This window comes from Mesorhizobium sp. M0991 (genome assembly GCF_040318915.1).
In the GTDB taxonomy this organism is placed as follows: Bacteria; Pseudomonadota; Alphaproteobacteria; order Rhizobiales; family Rhizobiaceae; genus Mesorhizobium.
The window spans coordinates 290023-312106 of the sequence record NZ_JAMYNE010000002.1; the positions used below are offsets into that span (position 1 = coordinate 290023).

Genomic DNA, 22084 nt, shown 5'->3' on the forward strand with positions numbered 1-22084 from the left:
GTCTCACCCGCGCCCGGTTCGAAGGTAGAACAAGATGCGTTGATCTTTCTCGGCATAGGCCGTCACAATCGACGCCGATCAGCCCGTCGACCCATCGTCCATCAAGACTATATCTAGTATCTGGTAGGTCTGCCGGTGGATGCCGGCAAGCGTTGCGCCGACGGTTTGCTCGGCATTGAACATCGGTACCACACCGCCTTGCGGTAGCATCCTGGATCATCGAGCTTTCGTTTTCTTCGGCAAGAGTCGGCGAAATGTCAAAACCGGATGACGGCATCGGCTGGCAGCACTGCCCTGTCAAGATCGGGGCGAATTAGAGGCAGGCAAAAAAGACTTGAAGACAGGCCGAATGGCAAGCGCGCATGCCCGACAGCTTAGAGCTGAGGTCGATACGCCGGGACATTTCCTTTCGCGCATTTCATCTGCAAAAAGATGATCGCGGGCGAAGACGGGAGCGCAAGCTGATCAGGATCGAGCCGCATGTCGAAATCTACCCGAATGGGGACGCACGAACCGACTTAAGCCGAGAAGATTCCGGCTTGCGGGTCGGCTATTTTGCTGACATGTTTATCAGTTGCTAAATTAGCGCTGTGACAATGTTCAAAAGAAGGGGCATGGGATGGCCAAGGAATCTTCGAGTACCGCTTCTTCGGCAAATAAAGCGGACGCAAATCTGATAAGTAATGCAGACGGAAGCGGGCTGACCTTCATGGCGGGCCAGGCTCGCGAGAGCGGGGCCTCCGGCGACGCTGTAGGTGTCGACAAGATACGTGATCTGCTGTTCGGCAACCAGATGCAGGACTATGACCGCCGCTTTTCCAAGCTTGAAGAACGGGTCTTGCAGCGCTTCAAGGATGTCGAATCCGAGGCCAAGCGCAATCTTGAAATGTACGAGTCAAATGCAAAGAAGCAGGTCGACTCGCTTGCGGCGCAATTGCGGAACGAAAAAGACGCGCGAGCCGACGCCGACAAGGAGATTGATCGGAATCTTCGGGAGCAAAATCAGGCGCTCGAAAAGCAGGTGCGCGCGTTGTCGGATCAGTTGAGCGAGCTTGAGCGGGAAGTTGCGGACCGGATAAATCGAAACGATCATTTGCTGCGTGAGGAAATCAAGCAAAAGAATGAAAGCATTCAGATGCTGATGGAGAAAATGTTTTCCGATCTTGGCAATGTCAAGACCGACCGAAATCTTTTGGCTGGCCTGTTTGTCGAGGTTGCAAAATGTCTAAATCAGGATCCCGCAGGCAGCAAGAACAACTCGGAGCGTACGTGGAAAGTGAGTTGATCGGAACTTGACGTCGACTGTCGACCCAATCAGCCTTCCTCAACGAGCAGCTTCGAACGATACAGAGATTGATCGCGAGGCTCTGGCTCGCCTTTTGATCGAAATTGCCCGGAACGTTGATCCGGACTATCGTGCGCGTCTCGACGGAATCCCAACCGCCGATCCTCGCATGGAAAAGCTTCGCCAGTTGCTGGTCGGCCGCGAAATTTCGGAGCTTTCACGAGTTACGCATCTGCTCGACGAACCCGAGCAGCTTGCGGCTGCAGTTGGGGGTGTTCTCCCCAGTGCAGCCGCACGTGCGCCTCATGCGCAACTCGGAGAGGCCCTTGCGCCAGCTGTCGAGAGGGCCGTGCAACGGTCCATCCAGAAGAGCCCGCGTACGCTTACGGATATATTGTACCCGGTGTTTCTGCCGGCTATTCGCAAGTCGATCGGCGAAAAGATCGACCAAACCTTTCAATCGCTGAATGAAACTTTAAGACATATATTTACCTGGCATGGGCTCAAGTGGAGGCTTGAAGCTTGGAGAACTGGTGCAAGCTTCTCAGAAGTTGTTCTTAAGCATTCTCTTGTCTATCGTGTAGAACATGTTTTTCTCATCAATCGCAATTCCGGGCTTTTGATAGCGCATGTAACCGCTGATAATGCAACTAGCGAAGATCCTCAACTCATTTCTTCTATGCTTAGTGCAATTCAAGATTTTGTAAAAGACTCATTTAACGAGAAAGAACAGAGCGGCCTGGACACGATCCGTTTCGGGGAGCTTCGTCTCTGGTCGGAAGTTGGACCGTTTGCGACCTTGGTTGCGGTGATCCGGGGAAATCCGCCCGAGGAATTACATGAAATAATTCGCGATGTATTGCTTCGCATCCATGATGAATACTCACAGGCTCTAGAGCAGTTTGACGGCGACAGTTCGCAGTTGGCCGGCGTAGAGTCGCAGTTGCAGACCTGCGTTGAACTGAAGCAGGAGGAATCAAACCAAGGATTTCCCTGGCTGGTCTTGGCTGCAGTCCTGCTGGTTTTGATTCCCGCAGGCGGTTGGTTCTTTCTTTCCTGGCAATCCGGGCAGCGCTGGCAGGCGTATGTGTCGCGACTGGGGACCCAGCCGGGCATCATCGTTGCCGAACAAAAGTTGCGTGATGGCCAATTCTATATTGCCGGCCTGAGAGACCCGCTTGCCGCCGACCCGCAGTCGCTGTTGGCCGGAACGCAGGTCGATCCCGCCCGCGTTCATTCACGCTGGCAATTCTATCAGAGTCTTGAGCCGGAGTTCGTGTTGAAGCGGCTAACGGCGTCGCTGGCTCCGCCGGATTCAGTACGACTTTCGATCGTCGATGATCGCATCGTTGCCGAGGGGGAGGCTCCCGACACCTGGATAGATCGGGCGCGCGCAGCGGCCCAACAACTTTCGGCAGGCGGACCGGAATTCGATATCTCCAGGGTTCGTGATGTGAGTCCCGAAGCACGCGCGGCGGAGCGCTGGCAGGCCTATGTGTCGCGACTGGGGAGCCAGCAGGGCATCATCGTTGCCGAACAAAACGTGCGCGATGGCCAATTCTATATTGCCGGCCTGAGAGACCCGCTTGCCGCCGACCCGCAGTCGCTGTTGGCCGGAATGCAGGTCGATCCCGCCCGCGTTCATTCGCAGTGGCAATTCTATCAGAGTCTTGATCCGGAGTTCGTGTTGAAACGGCTAACGGCGTCGCTGGTTCCGCCGGATTCAGTACGACTTTCGATCGTCAATCATCGCATCGTTGCCGAGGGTGAGGCTCCCGACACCTGGATAGATCGCGCACGCGCAGCGGCCCGACAGCTTTCGGCAGGCGGACCGGAATTCGATATCTCCAGGGTTCGTGATGTGAGCCCCGAAGCACGCGCGGCGGAGCACTGGCAGGCTTATGTGTCGCGACTGGAGGCCCAACCGGGAATCATCGTCGCCCAACAAACGGCGAGGAGCGGACATTTCTATATTTCCGGCCTGAGAGACCCGCTTGCCGCCGACCCGCAGTCGCTGTTGGCCGGAACGCAGGTCGATCCCGCCCGCGTTCATTCGCAGTGGCAATTCTATCAGAGCCTTGATCCGAAGTTCGTGTTGAAGCGGCTGATGGTGTCGCTGGTTCCCCCGGATTCAGTACGACTTTCGATCGTCGAGGATCGCATCGTTGCCGAGGGTGAGGCTCCCGACACCTGGATAGATCGCGCACGCGCAGCGGCCCGACAGCTTTCGGCAGGCGGACCGGAATTCGACATCTCCAGAGTTCGTGATGTGAGCCCCGAAGCACGCGCGGCGGAGCACTGGCAGACTTATGTGTCGCGACTGGAGGCCCAAGCGGGAATCATCGTCGCCCAACAAACGGCGAGGGGCGGACATTTCTATATTTCCGGCCTGAGAGACCCGCAGGCCGCCGACCCGCAGGCTCTGCTGTCCGGAACAGGGGTCGATCCTGCTCGCGTTCACTCGCAGTGGCAATTCTATCAGAGCCTTGATCCGAAGTTCGTGCTGAAGCGGCTGGTGGCGTCGCTGGCTCCGCCGAAATCGGTTCGGCTTATGATCATCAAGGATCGCATCGTTGCCCAGGGTGAGGCTCCTGCCGCCTGGATAGATCGGGCGCGGCTCGCCGCCCAACAGCTGTCCGCGGACGGACTCTCTCTAGAAATCTCCGAGCTGCGTGAGTTGACCCCTCCGGAACTCACTCATTTGAGGGAGGCTATTCAAGCGGTCGACATTTTCTTCGATTCTGGCAAGGCTGTACCGGGACCAGAGCAACTGCCGGTTCTCGACAAATTGGCGAATCAGTTGAAGCAATTGGCCAAGGACGCCCGCAAGGCAGGCGTAACAGCACAGTTCATGTTGACCGGCCATTCGGACGAGACGGGCCGTGAAACGGCCAAATTGTCGATCAGCGCCGCGCGCGCGGAAACAGTTCGTGCGCTTCTCAAGAAGCGCGGCGTCGATCCGGAATTGCTCTTGGTTCGCGGCGCCGGCACCTTTGAGCCAGCGGAGACTGAAAATAGCCGAACCGGGAGCTCGGCCAATCGCAGAGTTTCGGTTACGGTAAACTTCCACTAGGGCGGAGCCCAGGATATTGCAAAAGAAGATCTGCATGTTGGGCGGGTTCGCTGTCGGAAAGACGAGTCTGGTTCGCAGGTTTGTGCAAAGCATCTTTTCAGAAACCTACTTGACCACGGTGGGAGTGAAAATCGACAAGAAGAGTGTCGCATTCCCGGACAAGACCGTGGATCTGATTTTGTGGGATTTGGCCGGCGAAGACGATATCGGCTCATTCCGCGTCAGCTATGTGCGAGGTGCCAGCGGGCTCGTGCTTGTCGTCGATGGAACGCGCGCCGCCACTCTTGCCGTGGCGCTCACGTTGCGCGAGCGGGCCGAGGCTGAATTCGGCGCTATGCCGTTTGTATTGCTGCTCAATAAATCCGATCTGGCCGATCGGTGGGCAATATCGGATAGTGAAATTAACGAACTGAGGCAACTTGGATGGCAAATCTATCTAACGAGTGCGCTTTCGGGTGAACATGTTGATGATGCGTTTCGTCAGCTTGCTTCGATGGTCGCAAAATAGACCATGCATGAATTGCCAAGAGAAGTCAGAAGCTGGATTTACGATTTCTTCTACAACGAGCGCTCCGTCGCATATCTGAAAATCGACGCCCAGCTTCGCATAGCTGCGAAGGGCGGCAGCGTCAAACATTACGGACTCTCATCAGTTCGCATTGGTAAGCCTGTTGCCGAGCAGCTTGAATTCATGGAAGGTTTGCTGCCCTGCCCGGAGCTTCCATATCATATGGCCATGGTCGAACTGCCCAGCGGGCGTGTCGCGGACCTCCATCTTTTTGCTGACAATGCCTGCGTGTGGCTGCTCTTTCTTGACGCCACTGCCGAACGCGACAATAGGCAGCGACTTCAACAGAAGGCTTATGAAATGACGCTCCTGCAAGAGAGGGAGCGTCAACTCAACGAGAAATTACAATCGATGAACGAGGCGTTGAGGGCGAGCCAAGAGGGATTGTCGCGTGAATACCAGCGCGCCGAAGCCCTGCTCCTCAACATTCTTCCGGCGTCTATCGCGGAGCGGCTAAAAGCGCACGAAGAAATTGCAGACAACTACGCAGAGGTGAGTGTGCTTTTTGCCGACATCGTCGGTTTTACGGAAAGAGCGCGGAGCGTCGGAGCCGTGACGACGCTCGCTATTTTAAATTACTTCTTCAAGGCGGCGGATCTGCTCTCGGAGCGATACGGCTGCGAAAAGATCAAGACAATCGGCGATTGTGTGATGGTGGTCGCTGGCCTGCCCGCCGCGCGATCCGATCATGCGGAAGCCCTTGCGCACTATGCACTTGAACTGCGGAAGGCGGTTAAGCTCGAACGCTTCGCAGGAGAACCGATAAGACTCAGAATTGGAATTCACTCAGGACCAATTGTGGCGGGCGTTATAGGCAAAAGGCGGTTTGCCTATGACCTATGGGGTGACACCGTTAATCTCGCCGCACGTATCCAAACGTCCGCGGAGCCCGATGAAATCCGTATTTCGGATGCAACTCATCAACTGCTTGGACCAAATTTTGCTTGCGATCCACTCGCGGAAACGGAATTGCGTGGTACAGGTCGTGTGCGAATGTGGCGGCTCCCGGCCTGATTTGCCGCATGGCAGTGCCGACCCTGGAGCGCGTTGCATCTCAAGCAACATCATGGTTTCGAATGTCCGCAGCGGTGCGCGAAGCAATCGACCACCGAGCGACCGATGCCCAGTTCATAGAACGGCCGGAGGCCTGGGCCGAGGTCGGAATGCCCTGCCCCCGGCGGCTGAATAAACACCGCCAAGTACCCGGCGCAAGGTCTAGCTCGGAACGATGACGTCTTGCACCACCACATCGGTTTCTCCAAGGTAGGAGCAACGGCGGACATAGATGTCGTTGCTTGCCGATTTGACCTGAAGGTTACAGCACGATGCCACTTATGATTCGACGATTGGAAGCCAGGAATCTGGCGCGCCCGGCACGACGTCTCCGACATCTGATTGCGATGTTTGTCCTGATTGCCAGGCCGCTCGTCTTTGGTATCGCCCTCTTGTTGGCCGGTCCGGCACAGGCGCAGGCGCCGGCGACGGTCCCGCCTGAAAGGGTCAAACAGCTATTCGAGCTTCTCGACGATCCGTCAGTGAAGGCCTGGGTGGCCGAACAGCGAAATCAGGACGCCGGGTCAACGGGAGCGCCTGCCGAGGCAGGAGCTTCGCCGGCCGACGCATCGTCCGACGCCGTCGCCGCACCCGGCCAGATGAATACGATGGCATCCTCGACGCTCGATCGGATCAGGCATCATATCGAAAGAATCGTGCGAACTTTGCCCTTGCTGCCAAGCCAGTTCGCGCGCGTTCGGGCAGAGACGATGGAGGATATGTCCAGCAAGGGGTCTGCCGGCGTATTTGTGCTGATTGCGATGTTCATCGCTGCCGGCCTGGCACTCACTTGGGCAACGTACAAGTTCACCCGTCCATTTCGTCTTTGGATTATCGCGCAACCGAAGGATACGCCCGTTGGGCGAGCCAAGAAGATTGGGGGGCGCGCGCTTTATTCCAGCATGCTGATCGTCTCTTTCGCACTGGGCAGCGCCGGCGCGTTCATGTTGTTCGATTGGCCAATGCTTATCCGCGAGATTGTACTGACATTTCTGATGGCGGCGGTCGTTACATGGGGTGTGCGCATGTACGTCATGGCCATGCTCGTCCCTTCCTTCATGAACGTCGAGAACGCCGTCGAGGTTCGTGCTTTGCCGATCACCAACGAAGCGGCTGACCATTGGTCCTATTGGCTACCTCGGATCGTCGGCGTCTTCGCCTTCTTCGGCGCCGCGTTTATCCTCTTGCCAGGTCTCGGCATCGATCAGGACGGAATGATGGTCCTGTCACTGGGCGCCGATTTCGTGCTGCTGTTGCTCCTGCTGCTCGCCATTTGGCTTCGGCCAAGAACGCAGCGAGACGGTGCACGCCACATCGGTCACACGGAAGCGACATGGCTATTGACTGCTTATTTCGTCGTCCTGTTCCTGCAGCGCATCGCCGGCCTTTATACATACTTCTGGTTTACCTTCGCCGCATTCTTCCTGCCTTTGGCGATCGTGATGACGCAGCGCGGGGTTAATTTCGTTCTGCGGCCAGGTTCGGAAGATGTGGGCCGGCCTACGATCCCGGCGGTGACGATCGCTGTCATCGATCGCGGAATCCGAATGATTTACATCCTGGTGGCGGCTTACTTTCTCGCACGTGTCTGGGGTCTGGACATGCAATCCATGCGGGACAGCGATACGACGACGACGTTCATATTGCGCGGCTTGATCAATGTCGTGGTCATTGCCCTCGCAGCCGATTTCGGCTGGTCGATCATCAAAGCTTTGATCGAACGAAAGCTGGGCATCGAAACACCGCACCCTGTGATCAGCGACGAGGACGTCCCGATCCTCGATCCGCAGCAGGCGCGGCTGCACACGCTCTTGCCGATCCTCCAGAATATTCTGCTCGCATCGATCATCGTGATGGCGGTGCTTATGATGCTCGCCTCGCTGGGTATCCAGATCGGCCCATTGATCGCCGGCGCCGGCGTCGTCGGCGTCGCCGTGGGCTTTGGGGCACAAACCATCGTCAAGGACGTCATTTCAGGCGTGTTTTTTCTGCTCGATGATGCGTTTCGTGTTGGCGAATACATTTCATCGGGCAATTACAAGGGTACTGTGGAAAGCTTTTCGCTGCGCTCGGTGAAGCTGCGCCACCATCGTGGTCCGCTGTTCACGGTACCTTTCGGTGAACTCGGGGCAGTCCAGAACCAGAGCCGTGACTGGGTTATCGACAAATTCAACATCACCGTTGGCTATGACACCGATATCGACTTCGCTCGCAAGCTGATCAAGCGGATCGGGCTAGAACTGGCGGAAGATCCCGAGTTCAAACACTGGGTGCTCGACCCGATCAAGATGCAGGGCGTACAGGAGTTCGGCGAGTACGGCATCGTATTGAGGGTCAAGGCCACAACCAGACCGGGAGGCGCCTTCGGTATGAAACGCAAATTCTATGTACGCCTCCGCCAAGTCTTCAAGGAGCAGGGCATCGAACTTCCATTTCCAACGGTCCAGGTCCAGGGGCTACAGAACCCACATGGGGCAGAGAATGCGCCGTTGGAGATCACACCCGAGTTGAAAATGGCCGTCGCGCAGTCGCACACTATTCGGCGCAGAAAAAAAGCTAGCACACCGGAGTAGGAAAGCTGCGACACCAACTCGGCTTTCCGCGCATCGCCCGTGGCAGGGATACTCTTCTATCTTCGACCGTTAAGACGAAAAAAATATTGTGGCGTACCATAACGCATTTTCGGATACGTTCAGACGGGCCTGAATCATTCCCACTCGATTGTTCTGAAGCATCATAACACATTGATCCATCGACAAAAATCTTTCCGCTGATGACGAAGAACCGTATCCCGGATCCGTCAGAAATTCTCGCTCTTGAATTCAAAGGAGAATTTCGGCGATCCGCGATTTGCTCGGTTTCAAAGACTATCGATATCGGTTGGTCTATTTTCCTCGGAGTTCTCCGCAAAGGCGGCGTCTCCAGCCTGCCAAAAAGACCGTCAGCGATGGTGAAGTCCGTCGCCGTCAGTAGTGTGGCCCTCGCGCCGGTTGCGATACGGCGCAACATTCGCGGATTGAACGACGCCGCTTCAAGCGATCGCAGCTCGGCTTCCGACCGGATTACGGCAAGCGCCGCCGGCGACCTGCCGGGCGTCAGTCGCGCGATATGGACAGCCCCGCGAGAAGCGGAGCGTACGCGGCGAGCCTGCGGGATACGAACTCCGTGAAGAGCCGCACGCGCTTCGTCTTGCGTGTCTCCCCCTGTGTGAGAAGCCAGAGCGTTCCGTACATGTGCAGGTCGGTGCCCGGCACCCTCACCAGTAGGGGGTCGGCATCTCCGACGAAGCACGGCAGTGTCGTCATCCCGAGCCCTTGCCGTACTGCAACGATCTGCGCCTCGCCGTCCGTGGTCCTGAACGGAACCCCCGTGGTACGAACCTCACCCTCGCTGGCCCAATCCGGAATTCCATGAATGCTAATGACGATCCACCGGATGGGATCAGGCGCACCCGCACGCCACGCGGCTAGTCGATCGCGAGACATGTAGACGCCGCCGAACAGCTCCGGTCCCTTCAGGCCGTGAAGATTGAGCGGCAGGGTTTTGCGGTCGTAGACGACGCGGATCGCCACGTCGGCCTCTCGGTTGGTCAGATTTGCCAGCTCGCCGGACGACAAGATTTCCATCTCGATGTCCGGATGCAGACGCGCGAAATCGGCGAAGTCCGGCATGAGCAGGTGTGTCGCGAGGGGCGGTGCCAGCGTCACCCGCAGAAGCCCGCGCACGCTCTGGTCGCGCCCGAAGACGCGCGTCTCCAGCTGGTGCGACGACGCTTCCATCTGGTTCGCGAGCTCGAGGACCTCCTCGCCCGCAGCCGTCAGGCGGTAGCCCGAAGGCAGCTTTTCGAACATCTGCGCCCCGAGGCGTTCCTCGAGCTGTGCGATGCGTCGCAGCGCGGTCGAGTGATACACTCCGAGGCCCTCGGCGGCAGCCCGCACTGAGCCTCCGCGCGCCACCGCAAGAAAGTAGCGAATGTCATCCCAGTCGATCATGGTGCAATCCGGCACCGCGCGGTGCGCCTTCCAAAGCCCGTATCTAACGCATCGTACAGCAGTAAGGGCGGCCATCATAGCTTATGTCGACGAGCGCGGCCCAATTCCGAACGGCGGACACCGATCGTCGCGGCTGGCGTCAGTCGTCCAGCCGGATCGATTTTGCACCACCGATGTGCGCGCTTCCGCACTCAACAACGGACGCCGGCGGACCCATTTCGAGGTTCTCGGAGGCAGATGCTGTCCCGACACCACGAAAGGAGAAGTTATGGGAAAGCTTGAGGGTAAGGTTGCAGTCATCACAGGTGGATCGAGCGGCATGGCGTTGGCGAGCGCCAAGCGGTTCGTTGAAGAAGGCGCCTATGTTTTCATCACGGGCCGGAGACAGGAGGCGCTGGACGAGGCCGTCAAGCTGATCGGCCGGAACGTGACCGGCGTGCGCAGCGATGCGTCCAATCTCGACGACCTCGACCGCCTGTTCGATGCAGTCAAGCGCGAAAAGGGCAAGATCGACGTCCTGTACGCGAGCGCCGGCACGGGCGAAGCCGTCCCACTGGGCGAGATTACCGAGCAGCATTTCGATGCGACCTTCGGCCTGAATACGCGCGGCACGCTGTTTACGGTTCAGAAGGCGTTGCCGCTGTTCAACGATGGCGGATCGATCTTCATGACCGGGTCAGTTGCTTCGATCAAAGGTTTTCCTGGCTACAGCGTGTATGCGGCGAGCAAGGCGGCGCTGCACGCATTCGCACGCGGGTGGCTCAACGAACTCAAACGTGCTGCACCCGGGGCCGATCGCCACACCGATGCAGGACCAAGTTCTCACCGAGGAGGCGAAGCAGATGTTCGAATCCCTGATCCCGCGGGGAAAGATGGGTCGTCCTGAGGAAATGCGGCGGCCGCGCTGTTTCTTGCTTCAGACGATTCGAGCTTCGTGAATGGGCTGGAGTTGTCTGTCGACGGAGGCTTCTCGGCCATCTGAAATCGCGGCGGATCGCGGGAAGCGGCTGATCGGCGGGAACTAGCGTGTCCATGGTGGAACGACTTCCCCGCTGAATGGTCGGCCCGGCCGCGCTGAAGTCGTTCACGACGGGACGTCTACGCAAAGGACGCCACACAGCAGAACGGATAACCCAGCGCCGTTGAAGGCCGGGGAATCAAGACCAATACGGATCGGAGAAGTTTTATGAGCTACGCTATTGTAGGATTCGGTAAGATAGGCCAGGCCCTCGCCCACGCCTTCGCCCGTAAAAACATCGACGTGACCGTCGCGAGCCGCCGGCCGCCCGAGGCGTTGGCGCCGCAGGCTCGGGCGATTGGACCCACGGTCATCGCCAAGTCGCTGCGGGATGCACTCGAGGCCGACACAATCATCTTGGCGGTCCCGTTCGGGCAGCATCGCGAGGTTGCGAAGGTCCTGCCGAGCTGGAAAGGCAAGACGGTCATCGACGCGATGAACGCGTTTCCAGTCCCTGAAGAGCTGGATGGTCTCCCGTCCTCCGCCTTCGTCGCGAAGGCGTTCACCGGCGCCAAATTCGTGAAAGGTTTCAATCACCTGGTTGCGGCCACCCTGGCTGCCGATCCGATCGTCGAGGGCGGGCACCGGGTCGTTTTTCTGTCGAGCGACGACGAGGACGCGATCGCTCCCGTGGCGGCCTTGGCCAAACAACTCGGGTTCGCACCCGTCAAGCTGGGAAAGCTCAACGAGGGTGGCGCGCTGGTGCACGCACGCGGCCGCGCTTGGGGCCAGCTCATCTTCCAGGATTTGTTCAAGAAGGAGCAGTAATCGATGTATGACCATGTGATTTGGCCCGAGCGATATGATCCGAAAACGTCGGCCATCTACGCACTCAACGACATTGACGTGAAGGCGCCGCCTGAAGTGGTCTGGAAGCTGCTCGTCGATGCCGAGAATTGGTCGAGCTACTTTCCCGCCGAAGATCAGGTCAAGATCCTGACCGGCAAGCCGGAACTGGCGCTTGAAACCAGATACAGCCGGGTGACGGTTGGCTTTCCGATGAGTCTGGTCGTGACGGAGTGTGAACCCTTCCGCAGGCTCGCGTGGACGACGACCGTCGATGGCGACGAGACCGGCTCGAGCGCGTACCACGGCTGGGTCATCACTCCTACGGTCGATGGCTGCCATGTGCTGACCGAAGAAACGCAGCAGGGCCCTTGGTTCCTTGAGGAACTCGGGCGCAAGCATCCCGGTGCACTCTACCGCTATCACCAGGAATGGGTCGAAAGCCTCGCCCGCGCTGCGGAGGCGGAAGTGGTAAGCAAGGCAACTTGATGCGCTTGTCTTGAGGCCTGGCCCGTTGCTTGGGCCGCAACGCTTTCGACCGAACAGTACTGGGCCTGCCTTCGTCCGAATATTGTCTGTACTCAACAGACGACGGGCGCTTCCAACCTGGATCGGCGGATGATCACCCACCTACCATTGGAGATAAATGATATGAATATTGAACTCAGGGGCCGCAAGGCGATTGTCACCGGATCCACCGCCGGTATCGGCCGCGCGACGGCGGAGGGGTTGGCCCGTGCCGGTGCATCGGTCGTCGTCAACGGCCGTGGGAATACCCGGGTCGACGAGGCGGTGCGGCAGATGCGGCAGGCCTTTCCCGGAAGCGACATCTCGGGCATCGCCGCCGATCTTGCGACAGCGGAGGGTGCCGAGGCCTTGATCGCGCAGGCGCCGGACGCCGATATCCTTGTGAACAATGTTGGTACGGCTCACATCCGGAGCTACAGTGGCGTCGAGGACATCGCGAAGATCCCCGACGAGGACTGGCTTAGCCTCTTCCAGTTGAACGTAATGAGTGGCGTGCGCGTGACCCGTCATTACCTGCCGCGGATGGTGGCGAAAGGCTGGGGCCGCGTCGTGTTTGTGAGTAGCGAGTCCGCAGTCAACATCCCCAAGGAAATGCTCGACTACGGCATGACCAAGACCGCTCAACTCGCGGTGTCGCGCGGGCTCGCCGAGGCGGTCGCGGGCACGGGTGTCACAATCAACGCCGTCCTGCCGGGACCTACCCGCTCTGAGATCCTGGGCGACTTCATGGCGAAGCAGGCTGACGCAAACGGAATCACTCAGCAGGAGGCCGAACAGGGCTTCTTGAAGGCGATGCGTCCGACCACCCTCATCCAACGCTTCGCGACCACCGATGAGGTGGCCAACATGATCATCTACGCATGCTCGGAGCAGGCTTCGGCGACAACCGGCGCGGCTTTGCGGGTGGATGGCGGCGTGGTCCGCTTCGTCGCGTAGCTGCCGAGACGGTTATGGCGCCAATGGCGCCGACCAGCGGACGGTCGACACCAGCGGCTGAGCGTCCCTTGAGTTTCTCCTGCCCGGCGTCTTCAGGCCGAATGCTGGCCGTGACCTTCACCTGTTTCTCGACACACCCTGCAACAGGTCGAGGAAGGCGCGCACAGCGGGATTGGCGCGCCGGCTTTCCGGCCAGACCGCCGTGATATTGTGCCGCTCGACCGCATGGTTGGAAAGCACCGGCACCAATTCGCTGCGCGCGACATGGGGCGCCGCGATGAAGTTTGCGCTGATGCCGATGCCGCCGCCTGCAACCAGCGTTGCGATCAGCGCTTCGCTGGCGTCCACGACAATGCCGGATGGAGGCATGATTTCGATTTCGCGATCGCCGACACGGAAAGGCCAGCGCAACACTTGGCCGCTGCTTTGATAGCGCAGGGTCACAGTGTCGTGTCCTTCCAGTTCGTCCGGATGCGAAGGAGTGCCCCGTGCGGCCAGATAGGCTGGCGACGCGAAGCAGCAGAGCCAATGCGGTGCGAACTGGCGCGACAACAGCCGCGAGTCAGCGAGATCGCCGATCCGCACCGCAATGTCGATTCGCTCTTCAATGATATCGACGAACTGGTCGCTCAAGCGAAGGTCGACTGCGACCTTGGGGTGCAGCCGGCGAAAACTCGGCAGCGTGGGTGCGATCATATGGATGCCGATCGGCAGTGAGGTGGCGATCCGCAGAGTGCCTGACGGTTCCGAGCGCGCCATCGTCGCCAGCTGCTCGATCTCCTCTGCTTCGCGCAGCAGCCTAAGCGCGCGCTCATGCAGGTCGCGCCCTTCTGGTGTGAGGGTCAGCGAGCGGGTCGTGCGGGTAATGAGGGATATGCCCAGGTTCTGCTCCAGCCGCTGGATGCTTTTGCTGATAGCTGAGGGCGAAATCGACAAGGATCGGGCGGCCGCGGTGAAGCTGCCCATCGACCCGACACGGGCAAAGGCGATCAGCCCCGTTAGCCTTTCGAGTGCTATTTGTTCCCTCATGGAATTACTAAAGCGAATTCGAGCATAATTATCAATCTTGTACGATTTGACTACATCACGTTTCAACCTTGGCACACCTAACGGAGTGATGATGAGCGATGTGATGAAAGCAGTCCGTCTGCACGAGTTCGGCGGTCCAGACTTGTTGCGCTACGAGAATGCGCCCCGCCCCGCTGCGACGCCGGGTGAGGTTCTGGTCCGGGTCCACGCCGTCGGCCTCAATCCGCCGGACTGGTATCTGCGGGATGGCTACCGGTCGCTCCCTCCGGAGTGGCAACCTTATCCCGCCTTTCCGCTGATCCTCGGATCGGACATGTCGGGCGTTGTCGAGGCTGTCGCCAGCGACGTGCGGGGCGTTGGCGTCGGCGACGAAGTCTACGCCATGGTGCGTTTCCCAGAGCATGTCATGGAAGGCAGCAAAGCCTATGCCGAGTATGTCAGCGTGCCAGCTTCGCAGCTGGCGCGGAAACCAGCCAACATCGATCATGTCCGTGCGGCCGGCGCGCCCATGTCGCTGCTTACCGCCTGGCAGTTCCTGATCGAGTTGGGTCACGACGAACCCAACCCGTTCCAATCGTTCACGCATGTGCCGGTGCCCCTTGAGGGCAAGACGGTTCTCGTCAACGGCGCCGGAGGTGGCGTCGGGCACTTGGCCGTGCAACTCGCAAAATGGAAGGGTGCGCGTGTCATTGCCGTGGCATCGGGCAAGAATCGGGGTCTGATGGGCGACCTCGGCATCGATCAATTCATCGATTACACCAGAACGTCGGCCGACGAGGTCGTGCGCGATGTTGATCTCGTCCTTGATGCCGTGGGCGGTCCGGACACCGGCCGCTTCCTCCGCACCTTGAAGCGGGGTGGTGCCCTGCTACCGGTGTACCCGCTTGGCTTTACCGGCCACGACGAAGCCGAAACGCGTGGTATCACGGTTTCGACCACGCAGGTCCGTTCGAATGGCGCACAACTAGCGCAAGCCTCTCGCCTGCTGGACGATGGCACCGTCCGCATCGTCATCGACAGCACGTTCCCCCTCGCCGAGGCGGCAAGAGCACACGAGCGCGCCGCTCGCGGGAACATCCAGGGCAAGATCGTCCTGACCGTTGCATGATCGAAAGGATGGGGAAGGCTCAGGGGAAAAAACGATGCTTATCGTGACCGGATATGTCCACGTCGAACCATCCGCGATGGCCGAGTTCGTCACCGATATCGAGGCGCTTGCGCACAGTGCCAAGCAGCGTGACGGGGGCCTGTTCTACGCTGTTGCCGTGGATGGTCGTGCCGCCGGGCGTCTGCTCGTCGCAGAGCGGTGGAGAGATCAAGCATCCCTCACTGCTCATCTTCATGCGCCCGAAACTCTGACATTCGTGGAGCGGTGGCGGGACCGGATGAGAGGCGACCTCCGCAAATACGACGCGGCGAACGAACGGACGCTCTTCGATGAATAACGGCGTTATCTTATGTTCTATACGCCCGCCGGGAGTGAGATCCGGACTGGAACGGCAACTGCGCGGCAGCGAAAATCGCTGCGGAGACACCCTACTGCCGCCGCTTCCCTTCACTCCCACTCGATCGTGCCCGGCGGTTTGCTCGTCACGTCGTAGACGACGCGGTTGATGCCGCGCACCTCGTTAATGATGCGGGTGGCGGCTGCTCCGAGGAATGCCATGTCGTAGTGGTAGAAATCCGCGGTCATGCCATCTACCGAGGTGACGGCACGCAGCGCGCAGACGAATTCGTAGGTGCGGCCGTCGCCCATCACGCCGACGGTCTGCACCGGCAGCAGCACGGCGAAGGCCTGCCAGATGGCATCGTAGAGGCCGGCCTTGCGGATTTCGTCGAGATAGATGGCGTCAGCCTCGCGCAGGATCTCCAGCTTTTCGCGGGTAATGCCGCCCGGGCAGCGGATGGCGAGACCGGGACCGGGGAACGGATGCCGGCCGATGAAGCTGTCGGGCAGGCCGAGCTCCTTGCCGAGCGCCCTCACCTCGTCCTTGAACAATTCGCGCAACGGCTCGACCAGCTGCATGTTCATGCGTTCGGGCAAGCCGCCGACATTGTGGTGCGACTTGATGGTCACCGACGGTCCGCCGGTGAAAGAGACGCTTTCGATGACGTCGGGATAGAGGGTGCCTTGCGCCAGGAAATCGGCGCCGCCGAGCTTCTCGGCCTCCTCCTCGAACACTTCGATGAACAGCCGGCCGATGGTCTTGCGCTTCCTCTCGGGGTCGGCCTCGCCCTCCAATGCCGAGATGAACCGGTCCGAGGCATCGACCAGGATCAGCGGCAGATTATAGTGCTGGCGAAACATCTCAACCACGCCGGCCGCCTCGTCCTTGCGCATCAGCCCGTGGTCGACGAGGATGCAGGTGAGCTGGTCGCCGACCGCCTCGTGGATCAGCAGGGCCGCGACCGAGGAATCGACGCCGCCCGACAGCGCGCAGATCACCTTGCCCTTGCCGACCTGTTTGCGGATCGTCTCGACCGCGTGCTCGCGGTAGGCGCGCATCGTCCAGTCGCCTTCGATGCCGGCGATGTTGTGGACGAAGTTGCGGAGCAGCCTGGCGCCGTCCGGCGTATGCACGACTTCGGGGTGGAACATGAGGCCGTACATCTTGCGCTCGACATTGCCGAAGATGGCGAAGGGCGAGCCCTCCGATTTTCCGAGCACCTCGAACCCCTTCGGCAGGGTGATGACGCGGTCGCCATGGCTCATCCACACTTGGTGGCGCTGGCCGGGCGCCCACAGGCCCTCAAACAGCGGGCTGTCCTTGGCGATCTCGACGAAGGCGCGGCCGAATTCGCGATGGTCGGAGCTTTCGGCGACGCCGCCCATCTGCACGCACATCGCCATCTGGCCGTAGCAGATGCCGAGCACCGGCACGCCGGCATCGAAGACGATCTGCGGGGCGCGCGGGCTGCCGATGTCGCTGGTCGAGGCCGGGCCGCCGGACAGGATCACCGCCTTCGGGTTGATGCGCTTGAACGCCGCCTCGGCCGACTGGAAGGGCACGATCTCGGAAAAGACGCCGGCCTCGCGGATGCGGCGGGCGATCAGCTGGGTGAACTGGCTGCCGAAATCGACAATCAGGACGGTGTCGGGATGATTGGCTGTTTTCATGGCGAGCGTTTAGAGAAAGAAACGAGTCGGCGCAATGGGCTGCGAGGTCGCGCTGTCACTTCGATTCCGGTGCGTCATCCTGAACGCCAGAGGCTTTGTCCAATGCATCAGTTTGCGTTGTATCGAGTGACCGCAAGGCGCCCATCAGTGCCGCGAAACGCTCATGGCCGAGGCGGGCAACATAGCTCCGTTCGATCTGCAGCTTGATGCGATCGCCATCGCGCAGGGCGTCCAGCCCCTTGCGCGTGTAGCGCACAAACTTGCCGCGGCCGTCTTGCGGATCGGGGAGACGCTGCAACACACCTTCCGTCTCCAAGCCATCGAGCAATTGCTGAACCGCCTGTTTTGAGATCGCCGAGCGCTCGATCAGCGCCGACTGGCGCATGCCACCGCGCGGGATGTGTCCAAGCAGGCCGGCACGCGCTTCGGTGAACCAGTGATGGCCGGCAGCGCGCATCGCCGCGGCGAACTCGGTCTGCCAGGCGCGGCTCGCCTGCCACAGCCGCCAACCTATGTGATCCGGCAGCGCTTCGGGTTTTTCGTCAAGGCTCTTGACCAAATTCTTCTCGCCCGATAGATAGTCAAGCATCTTGACTACTAGTTCACTCTAAGTGGCGACGCCGGTCAAGGCAATCGGCGACTTCAATTCAGGAGGAAATCATGGCAGCACTTCGGAAGGAAACCCTTGCAATGCTCATTCCGGGCATGACCCATGTGTTGGAACGAAACGGCAAGGAGGCTTACGTCTATTTTGAAAGAGAGGGTGCCGCGCACATGCTGCTCGACGATGGCGAGGCGCGAAGCGGGCGCTGGCGGATGCTCGATGACGGTTATGTCGCCGACTGGGACACCGGCGCGACCGGACGCTGGACTCTCGATCATGAGCCCGGGTCAGTCACTTACGTCAATCGCGACAACGCCGTTCGCTTCAGGATGATCGGCGTGCTGTTCGGCAACGCTAAGAACCTGCCGCCCCAACAACCTTGAAGTCGATCGCGCCGGAGGCGATCGCCTGTTCCAGCAGTTGCACCGCCCCGGCCAGCTTCTCGTCGATGACGTGCAGATATTCGGTCCAGTCGCCAACGTGTCTCAGATCGGCCGCGCCGTCGGAAATGCCGCGCAGGCCGATAAGCGGCACGTCGAACAGCTGGCAGGCGCGCAGGCAGGCGAAGGTTTCCATGTCGACCATGTCAGCGGCGATCGCGTCGTAGGCGGCGCCGGTGACTATTGCCGCCCCGGTCGACAGCGTCGCCGGCCTGATGCCTGGTATGCTGAACGGCAGCGGCACGCTGACAGGCAGGTCGAGAAACGGCGTGGCGCCTTTCTCGAACCCCAGGGGCGAAGCGTCCATATCGCGGTAGGCGACTGAAACGGCCTGGTAGATCTCCGTCTGCTCCAGCGTCCGGCTGCCCGCCGAACCGAGCGACACGACGAGATCCGGCAGCGCGTTTTCGGCCGCCCGCCGGGACAGTTCCGCGCCGAGCACGACACCGGCCTCGACCGGCCCGACGCCGGTCAGCAGCGGCGTGAACAGCCGTTGCAGGTGTGGACCGTACTCGGCCTCGGCCGCCATGACGAAAAGAACGGACCTGCCGGACAGGCGAGACATTTTACCGGTCACGACGATCTACTCCTTTCTGGCCCTACCACCGGAGCCGGAAGGTAAGAAGGGCGACGTGCCCTCACCGGCCCCCGGCCCTTCGCTATGGCTCCGGGCGTTCGTCGCTCGAAAAGCCCATTTAGGGGCTTTTCGTCCGCTGCGCGGACCGCTCCTCACCCCTCGATACCGTCGCGGCCGAGCACCGTCATCATCGTTCCGGTCATCGTGGCGATCAGCTTGGCCTCGCCGTCGGTGGCGAACGCATAGGCCTGGCCGTCGGCGACGATGATGGTGCGGCCGGGCTTGGTCACCGAGCCGCGGAACAGGAAGCGCTCGCCCCGGCCGGGCGCCAGCAGATTGACCTTGAACTCGATGGTCAGCACGCCGGAATTTTCCGGCATCAGCGAGAATGCTGCATAGCCGCAGGCCGAGTCGAGAGCCGTCGAAATGACGCCGGCATGGAGAAAGCCGTGCTGCTGGGTCAGTGCCGCAGAATAGGGCATTTCGATCTCGATGATGCCGGGCGTCACCAGCGTCAGCTCGGCGCCAATGGTCATCATCGCGTTCTGGCGCGCAAAGGACGTCCTGACGCGGTCCTCATAATCGGGAGCAGGAACGATCTTTGCTGCCATGGCCGTCGACCTTCGTTTCTCCGACAAATCTTATTGCAAAGGCATTTATCGCAGAGGGGTGGGCGGCAGGCAATCGCAAATGCTGCACTGCAGCATTCGACCCGGCCCCGTATCGATGGCAAAGGTTCAGCCGGCGCGGCGCAGCGCGCAGAAGTAAAAGCCGTCGGTGCCGCTCAGAAACGGCGACAGCGAAATGCCGCCCGCAGCGCCAATACGCACTGCCGCTTCGTGGCCCGCAAAACGGCTGTCCCAAAGCTGGCGGTGATCGACCGGGACAAAGCCGGGATGGCGGTCCCGGAACGCCGAAACCTGGTCGCCATTTTCCTCGTCGAACACCGAACAGGTGATGTAGACCAGCAGGCCGCCGGGTTTGACGAAGTCCCTGGCGGCATCGAGGATCGTCTCCTGCTCGCCCTTGCGGGCGTCGAGCTGCCTTTGCGTCAGCCGCCATTTGGCATCCGGCCGGCGCCGCCACGTGCCGCTGCCGGTGCAGGGCGCATCGATCAGGACGATGTCCATATGCTTGCCGAGCGGCGCGAGCTCCGCCGGCTTGGTGACGATCTGCACATTGCGGTTTTCCGAGCGGCGGATGCGGTCGAAGATCGGCGCCAGCCTTGCCTTCTCGGCATCGTGGGCGAAGATCTGGCCGCGATTGTCCATCGCCGCAGACAGCGCCAGCGTCTTGCCGCCGGCGCCGGCGCAAAAGTCGAGCAGCTGCATGCCAGGTTCGGCGCCGGCCAGTTCGGCCGCAATCTGCGAACCCTCGTCCTGAACTTCGAACCAGCCTTTCTGGAAGGCCGGCTCGGCCTGCACGTTCGGGTGCCTGCCATCGCCTTCGATCGGCCGGATGCGGATACCGTGCGGCGCGATCCGGGCGGGCTTGGCGCCGGTCTCCGCCAATTCCGCCAACACCTTGCCACGATCGGCCTTCAGCGTGTTGACCCTGAGGTCGAGCGGCGGGCGAGTGCCAAGCGCGGCACCCTCTTCCACCCAGGCCGTGCCGAACGCCCGTTCGAACAGCGGCATGCACCAGTCGGCGATGTCTGCCCTGACAGCCGGCGGCGCATCGGCAAGCCGGCGAGCCGCAAGCGTTGTCAGTTCGTCGGCGGTAAGCAGCGGCGGCGCGAACTTGTCGCCCTCGAGCGCCTGGTTCAGCGACTGCGCCGTCTGGCCCCATTCGAGCAGCAGCGCGCCGAAGCCGATGGCGCGCGGCGTATCCTCGCCCAAGAGCCAGCCAGCGGAGCGCTTGCGGCGCAGCGCGTCATAGACGATGTTGCCGATCGCAGCGCGGTCGCCGCCACCGGCGAAGCGGTGCGACAGGCCCCAGTCCTTCAGCGCATCGGCCACCGGCCGGTGGCGCCGGCCAATGTCGTCAAGCACTTCGATGGCTGCCGCCAGCCGCCCGCCCAGTCTCATTGTCGTCTTCCATTACTCAGCAAACTAATTCCGGCCCTGCTCTTAGAGCTTTTCGTGTCCTGATTGAAACAGTTCTGTTTCCCCGACGGCGAGACAATCCATGCAAGGGGGGTGACGAATGTGGGTTGGTGCATCGCGAGCCGCCGCCACCAAGCGGGCGTCGGCATGCGGAACCAAATAATTCGATCAATATATAACAAGTCTCTAATGTGCTTGTTTGGCGCGCGCAAGCACGCCGACAGATGCAACTGCTCTGCTTTGCAACTTTTGCGGTTGCGAATACTCTTTGCGCGGTGATTCGCGTCGCAGAAAAAGGCGGAGCCGCGGGTCGATACGAGGAGAGGGCAATGAAGACTTATCTGGCGGAAGTTCTAGGCACGTTTCTATTGGTGTTCATCGGCACGGCTTCGGTGGTGACGGGCGGCTTCGGCGGCGCGCTGCCGCTTGGCCAGGAAGGTATCGGTCTGGCGTTCGGCATCGGCCTCATTGCGGCGGCCTATGCGATCGGCCCGATTTCGGGCGCGCACCTCAATCCGGCGGTGACGCTCGGCGTGTTTCTTGCCGGGCGGATGCCGGCCAGGGACGTCATTCCCTACTGGATCGCGCAGATCATCGGCGCCATCATCGCGTCGCTGGCACTGTGGATCATCGTCTCCGGACAGGTCGGCGGCCACACCGGCGGCATCGGCGCCAATGGCTGGGACGTGACGAAATGGGGCGTCAGCTCGGCCTTCCTGTGGGAGCTGATCGGAACCTTCACCTTCGTCACGGTGATCCTCGGCGTCACCAACGCCAAGCACACCACGGCCTTTGCCGGCCTGGTCATCGGCCTGACGCTGGCCGGCCTGCACTTCGCCATCATTCCGGTGACCGGCACATCGCTCAACCCGGCCCGTTCGATCGGCCCGGCGCTGTTTTCGGGAACTGCGGCGATCGGCCAGCTGTGGCTGTTCATCGTCGCGCCGTTGATCGGCGGCGCCATTGCCGGCGTGGTCGCCAAGGCCGGTATCTTCGAGAAGGACTGACTTTTCGGAAGCCCAACGAAAAAGG

Annotated in this window: 20 protein-coding genes and 1 pseudogene; 13 read left to right on the top strand and 8 right to left on the bottom strand. The window is 60.5% G+C overall.

The features are described 5' to 3' along the window. Nucleotides 1-78: 78 nt before the first annotated feature. Nucleotides 79-210 (bottom strand): glycosyltransferase family A protein, encoded by a 132-nt coding sequence (locus tag NKH70_RS05235; protein ID WP_353024891.1) that lies wholly within the window; start codon nt 208-210, stop codon nt 79-81. A 409-nt stretch (nt 211-619) separates the two neighbouring features. Between NKH70_RS05235 and NKH70_RS05240 the strand changes: the two genes are divergently transcribed. The 5 genes from NKH70_RS05240 (at nt 620) to NKH70_RS05260 (ending at nt 8552) form a co-directional block, all read left to right on the top strand. After that, nucleotides 620-1285: a DUF3450 domain-containing protein gene (locus tag NKH70_RS05240; RefSeq protein WP_352715370.1), complete on the top strand. Its 666-nt coding sequence runs from the start codon at nt 620-622 to the stop codon at nt 1283-1285. A 94-nt stretch (nt 1286-1379) separates the two neighbouring features. Then, nucleotides 1380-4358, top strand: coding sequence for an OmpA family protein (locus tag NKH70_RS05245; protein WP_352715372.1), 2979 nt, complete (start codon nt 1380-1382; stop codon nt 4356-4358). Between the two features lie 16 nt (nt 4359-4374). Next, nucleotides 4375-4866 carry a Rab family GTPase gene (locus NKH70_RS05250; protein WP_023716509.1) on the top strand — a complete coding sequence of 164 codons (492 nt, stop codon included), beginning with the start codon at nt 4375-4377 and terminating at the stop codon, nt 4864-4866. 3 nt (nt 4867-4869) lie between these two features. Beyond that, a complete protein-coding gene (locus NKH70_RS05255; protein WP_352715374.1) occupies nt 4870-5940 on the top strand; it encodes an adenylate/guanylate cyclase domain-containing protein in 1071 nt (356 codons plus the stop codon). 320 nt (nt 5941-6260) lie between these two features. Beyond that, entirely contained in the window at nt 6261-8552 is a 2292-nt protein-coding gene (locus NKH70_RS05260) for a mechanosensitive ion channel family protein (RefSeq protein WP_352912893.1), read from the top strand. A gap of 522 nt (nt 8553-9074) precedes the next feature. Here the strand turns inward: NKH70_RS05260 and NKH70_RS05265 are convergent. Beyond that, nucleotides 9075-9971, bottom strand: coding sequence for a LysR family transcriptional regulator (locus NKH70_RS05265; protein WP_352912894.1), 897 nt, complete (start codon nt 9969-9971; stop codon nt 9075-9077). Between the two features lie 268 nt (nt 9972-10239). Here NKH70_RS05265 and NKH70_RS05270 point away from each other — a divergent pair. From NKH70_RS05270 to NKH70_RS05285, 4 genes and pseudogenes are all read left to right on the top strand, one after another. Beyond that, nucleotides 10240-10953: pseudogene (locus NKH70_RS05270) on the top strand (SDR family NAD(P)-dependent oxidoreductase). Nucleotides 10954-11157: 204 nt separating this feature from the next. Further along, nucleotides 11158-11757, top strand: coding sequence for an NADPH-dependent F420 reductase (locus tag NKH70_RS05275; RefSeq protein ID WP_352912896.1), 600 nt, complete (start codon nt 11158-11160; stop codon nt 11755-11757). A gap of 3 nt (nt 11758-11760) precedes the next feature. After that, nucleotides 11761-12264 carry an SRPBCC domain-containing protein gene (locus NKH70_RS05280; RefSeq protein WP_352912897.1) on the top strand — a complete coding sequence of 168 codons (504 nt, stop codon included), beginning with the start codon at nt 11761-11763 and terminating at the stop codon, nt 12262-12264. 162 nt (nt 12265-12426) lie between these two features. Continuing rightward, nucleotides 12427-13239 carry an SDR family NAD(P)-dependent oxidoreductase gene (locus NKH70_RS05285; RefSeq protein ID WP_352912898.1) on the top strand — a complete coding sequence of 271 codons (813 nt, stop codon included), beginning with the start codon at nt 12427-12429 and terminating at the stop codon, nt 13237-13239. Between the two features lie 117 nt (nt 13240-13356). On the opposite strand, the gene NKH70_RS05290 is transcribed toward NKH70_RS05285, so the two are convergent. After that, entirely contained in the window at nt 13357-14268 is a 912-nt protein-coding gene (locus NKH70_RS05290; protein WP_352912899.1) for a LysR family transcriptional regulator, read from the bottom strand. An 88-nt stretch (nt 14269-14356) separates the two neighbouring features. Here NKH70_RS05290 and NKH70_RS05295 point away from each other — a divergent pair, with 88 nt between their 5' ends. Both NKH70_RS05295 and NKH70_RS05300 read left to right on the top strand, forming a co-directional pair. Further along, nucleotides 14357-15376, top strand: coding sequence for an NADP-dependent oxidoreductase (locus tag NKH70_RS05295; RefSeq protein WP_352912900.1), 1020 nt, complete (start codon nt 14357-14359; stop codon nt 15374-15376). Between the two features lie 34 nt (nt 15377-15410). Continuing rightward, entirely contained in the window at nt 15411-15713 is a 303-nt protein-coding gene (locus tag NKH70_RS05300) for a putative quinol monooxygenase (RefSeq protein WP_352912901.1), read from the top strand. Nucleotides 15714-15823: 110 nt separating this feature from the next. Here NKH70_RS05300 and guaA read toward each other — a convergent pair whose 3' ends face one another. Continuing rightward, a complete protein-coding gene (guaA, locus tag NKH70_RS05305; RefSeq protein ID WP_352912902.1) occupies nt 15824-17386 on the bottom strand; it encodes a glutamine-hydrolyzing GMP synthase in 1563 nt (520 codons plus the stop codon). Nucleotides 17387-17441: 55 nt separating this feature from the next. After that, entirely contained in the window at nt 17442-17975 is a 534-nt protein-coding gene (locus NKH70_RS05310) for a MarR family winged helix-turn-helix transcriptional regulator (RefSeq protein ID WP_352912903.1), read from the bottom strand. Nucleotides 17976-18076: 101 nt separating this feature from the next. Between NKH70_RS05310 and NKH70_RS05315 the strand changes: the two genes are divergently transcribed. Beyond that, nucleotides 18077-18373, top strand: coding sequence for a hypothetical protein (locus NKH70_RS05315; protein ID WP_352912904.1), 297 nt, complete (start codon nt 18077-18079; stop codon nt 18371-18373). On the opposite strand, the gene NKH70_RS05320 is transcribed toward NKH70_RS05315, so the two are convergent. The 3 genes from NKH70_RS05320 to NKH70_RS05330 all read right to left on the bottom strand — a co-directional run bounded on the left by NKH70_RS05320 (nt 18345) and on the right by NKH70_RS05330 (nt 21034). After that, nucleotides 18345-18995 (bottom strand): 5'-methylthioadenosine/S-adenosylhomocysteine nucleosidase, encoded by a 651-nt coding sequence (locus NKH70_RS05320; RefSeq protein WP_502908319.1) that lies wholly within the window; start codon nt 18993-18995, stop codon nt 18345-18347. The genes NKH70_RS05315 and NKH70_RS05320 overlap by 29 nt on opposite strands. A 164-nt stretch (nt 18996-19159) precedes the next feature. Beyond that, nucleotides 19160-19618: a PaaI family thioesterase gene (locus NKH70_RS05325; RefSeq protein WP_292654248.1), complete on the bottom strand. Its 459-nt coding sequence runs from the start codon at nt 19616-19618 to the stop codon at nt 19160-19162. Between the two features lie 126 nt (nt 19619-19744). Next, a complete protein-coding gene (locus tag NKH70_RS05330; protein ID WP_353024894.1) occupies nt 19745-21034 on the bottom strand; it encodes an RsmB/NOP family class I SAM-dependent RNA methyltransferase in 1290 nt (429 codons plus the stop codon). A 347-nt stretch (nt 21035-21381) separates the two neighbouring features. Between NKH70_RS05330 and NKH70_RS05335 the strand changes: the two genes are divergently transcribed. After that, complete coding sequence (locus NKH70_RS05335; protein WP_352912907.1) at nt 21382-22059, top strand: MIP/aquaporin family protein; 678 nt, start codon at nt 21382-21384, stop codon at nt 22057-22059. Nucleotides 22060-22084: the final 25 nt, after the last annotated feature.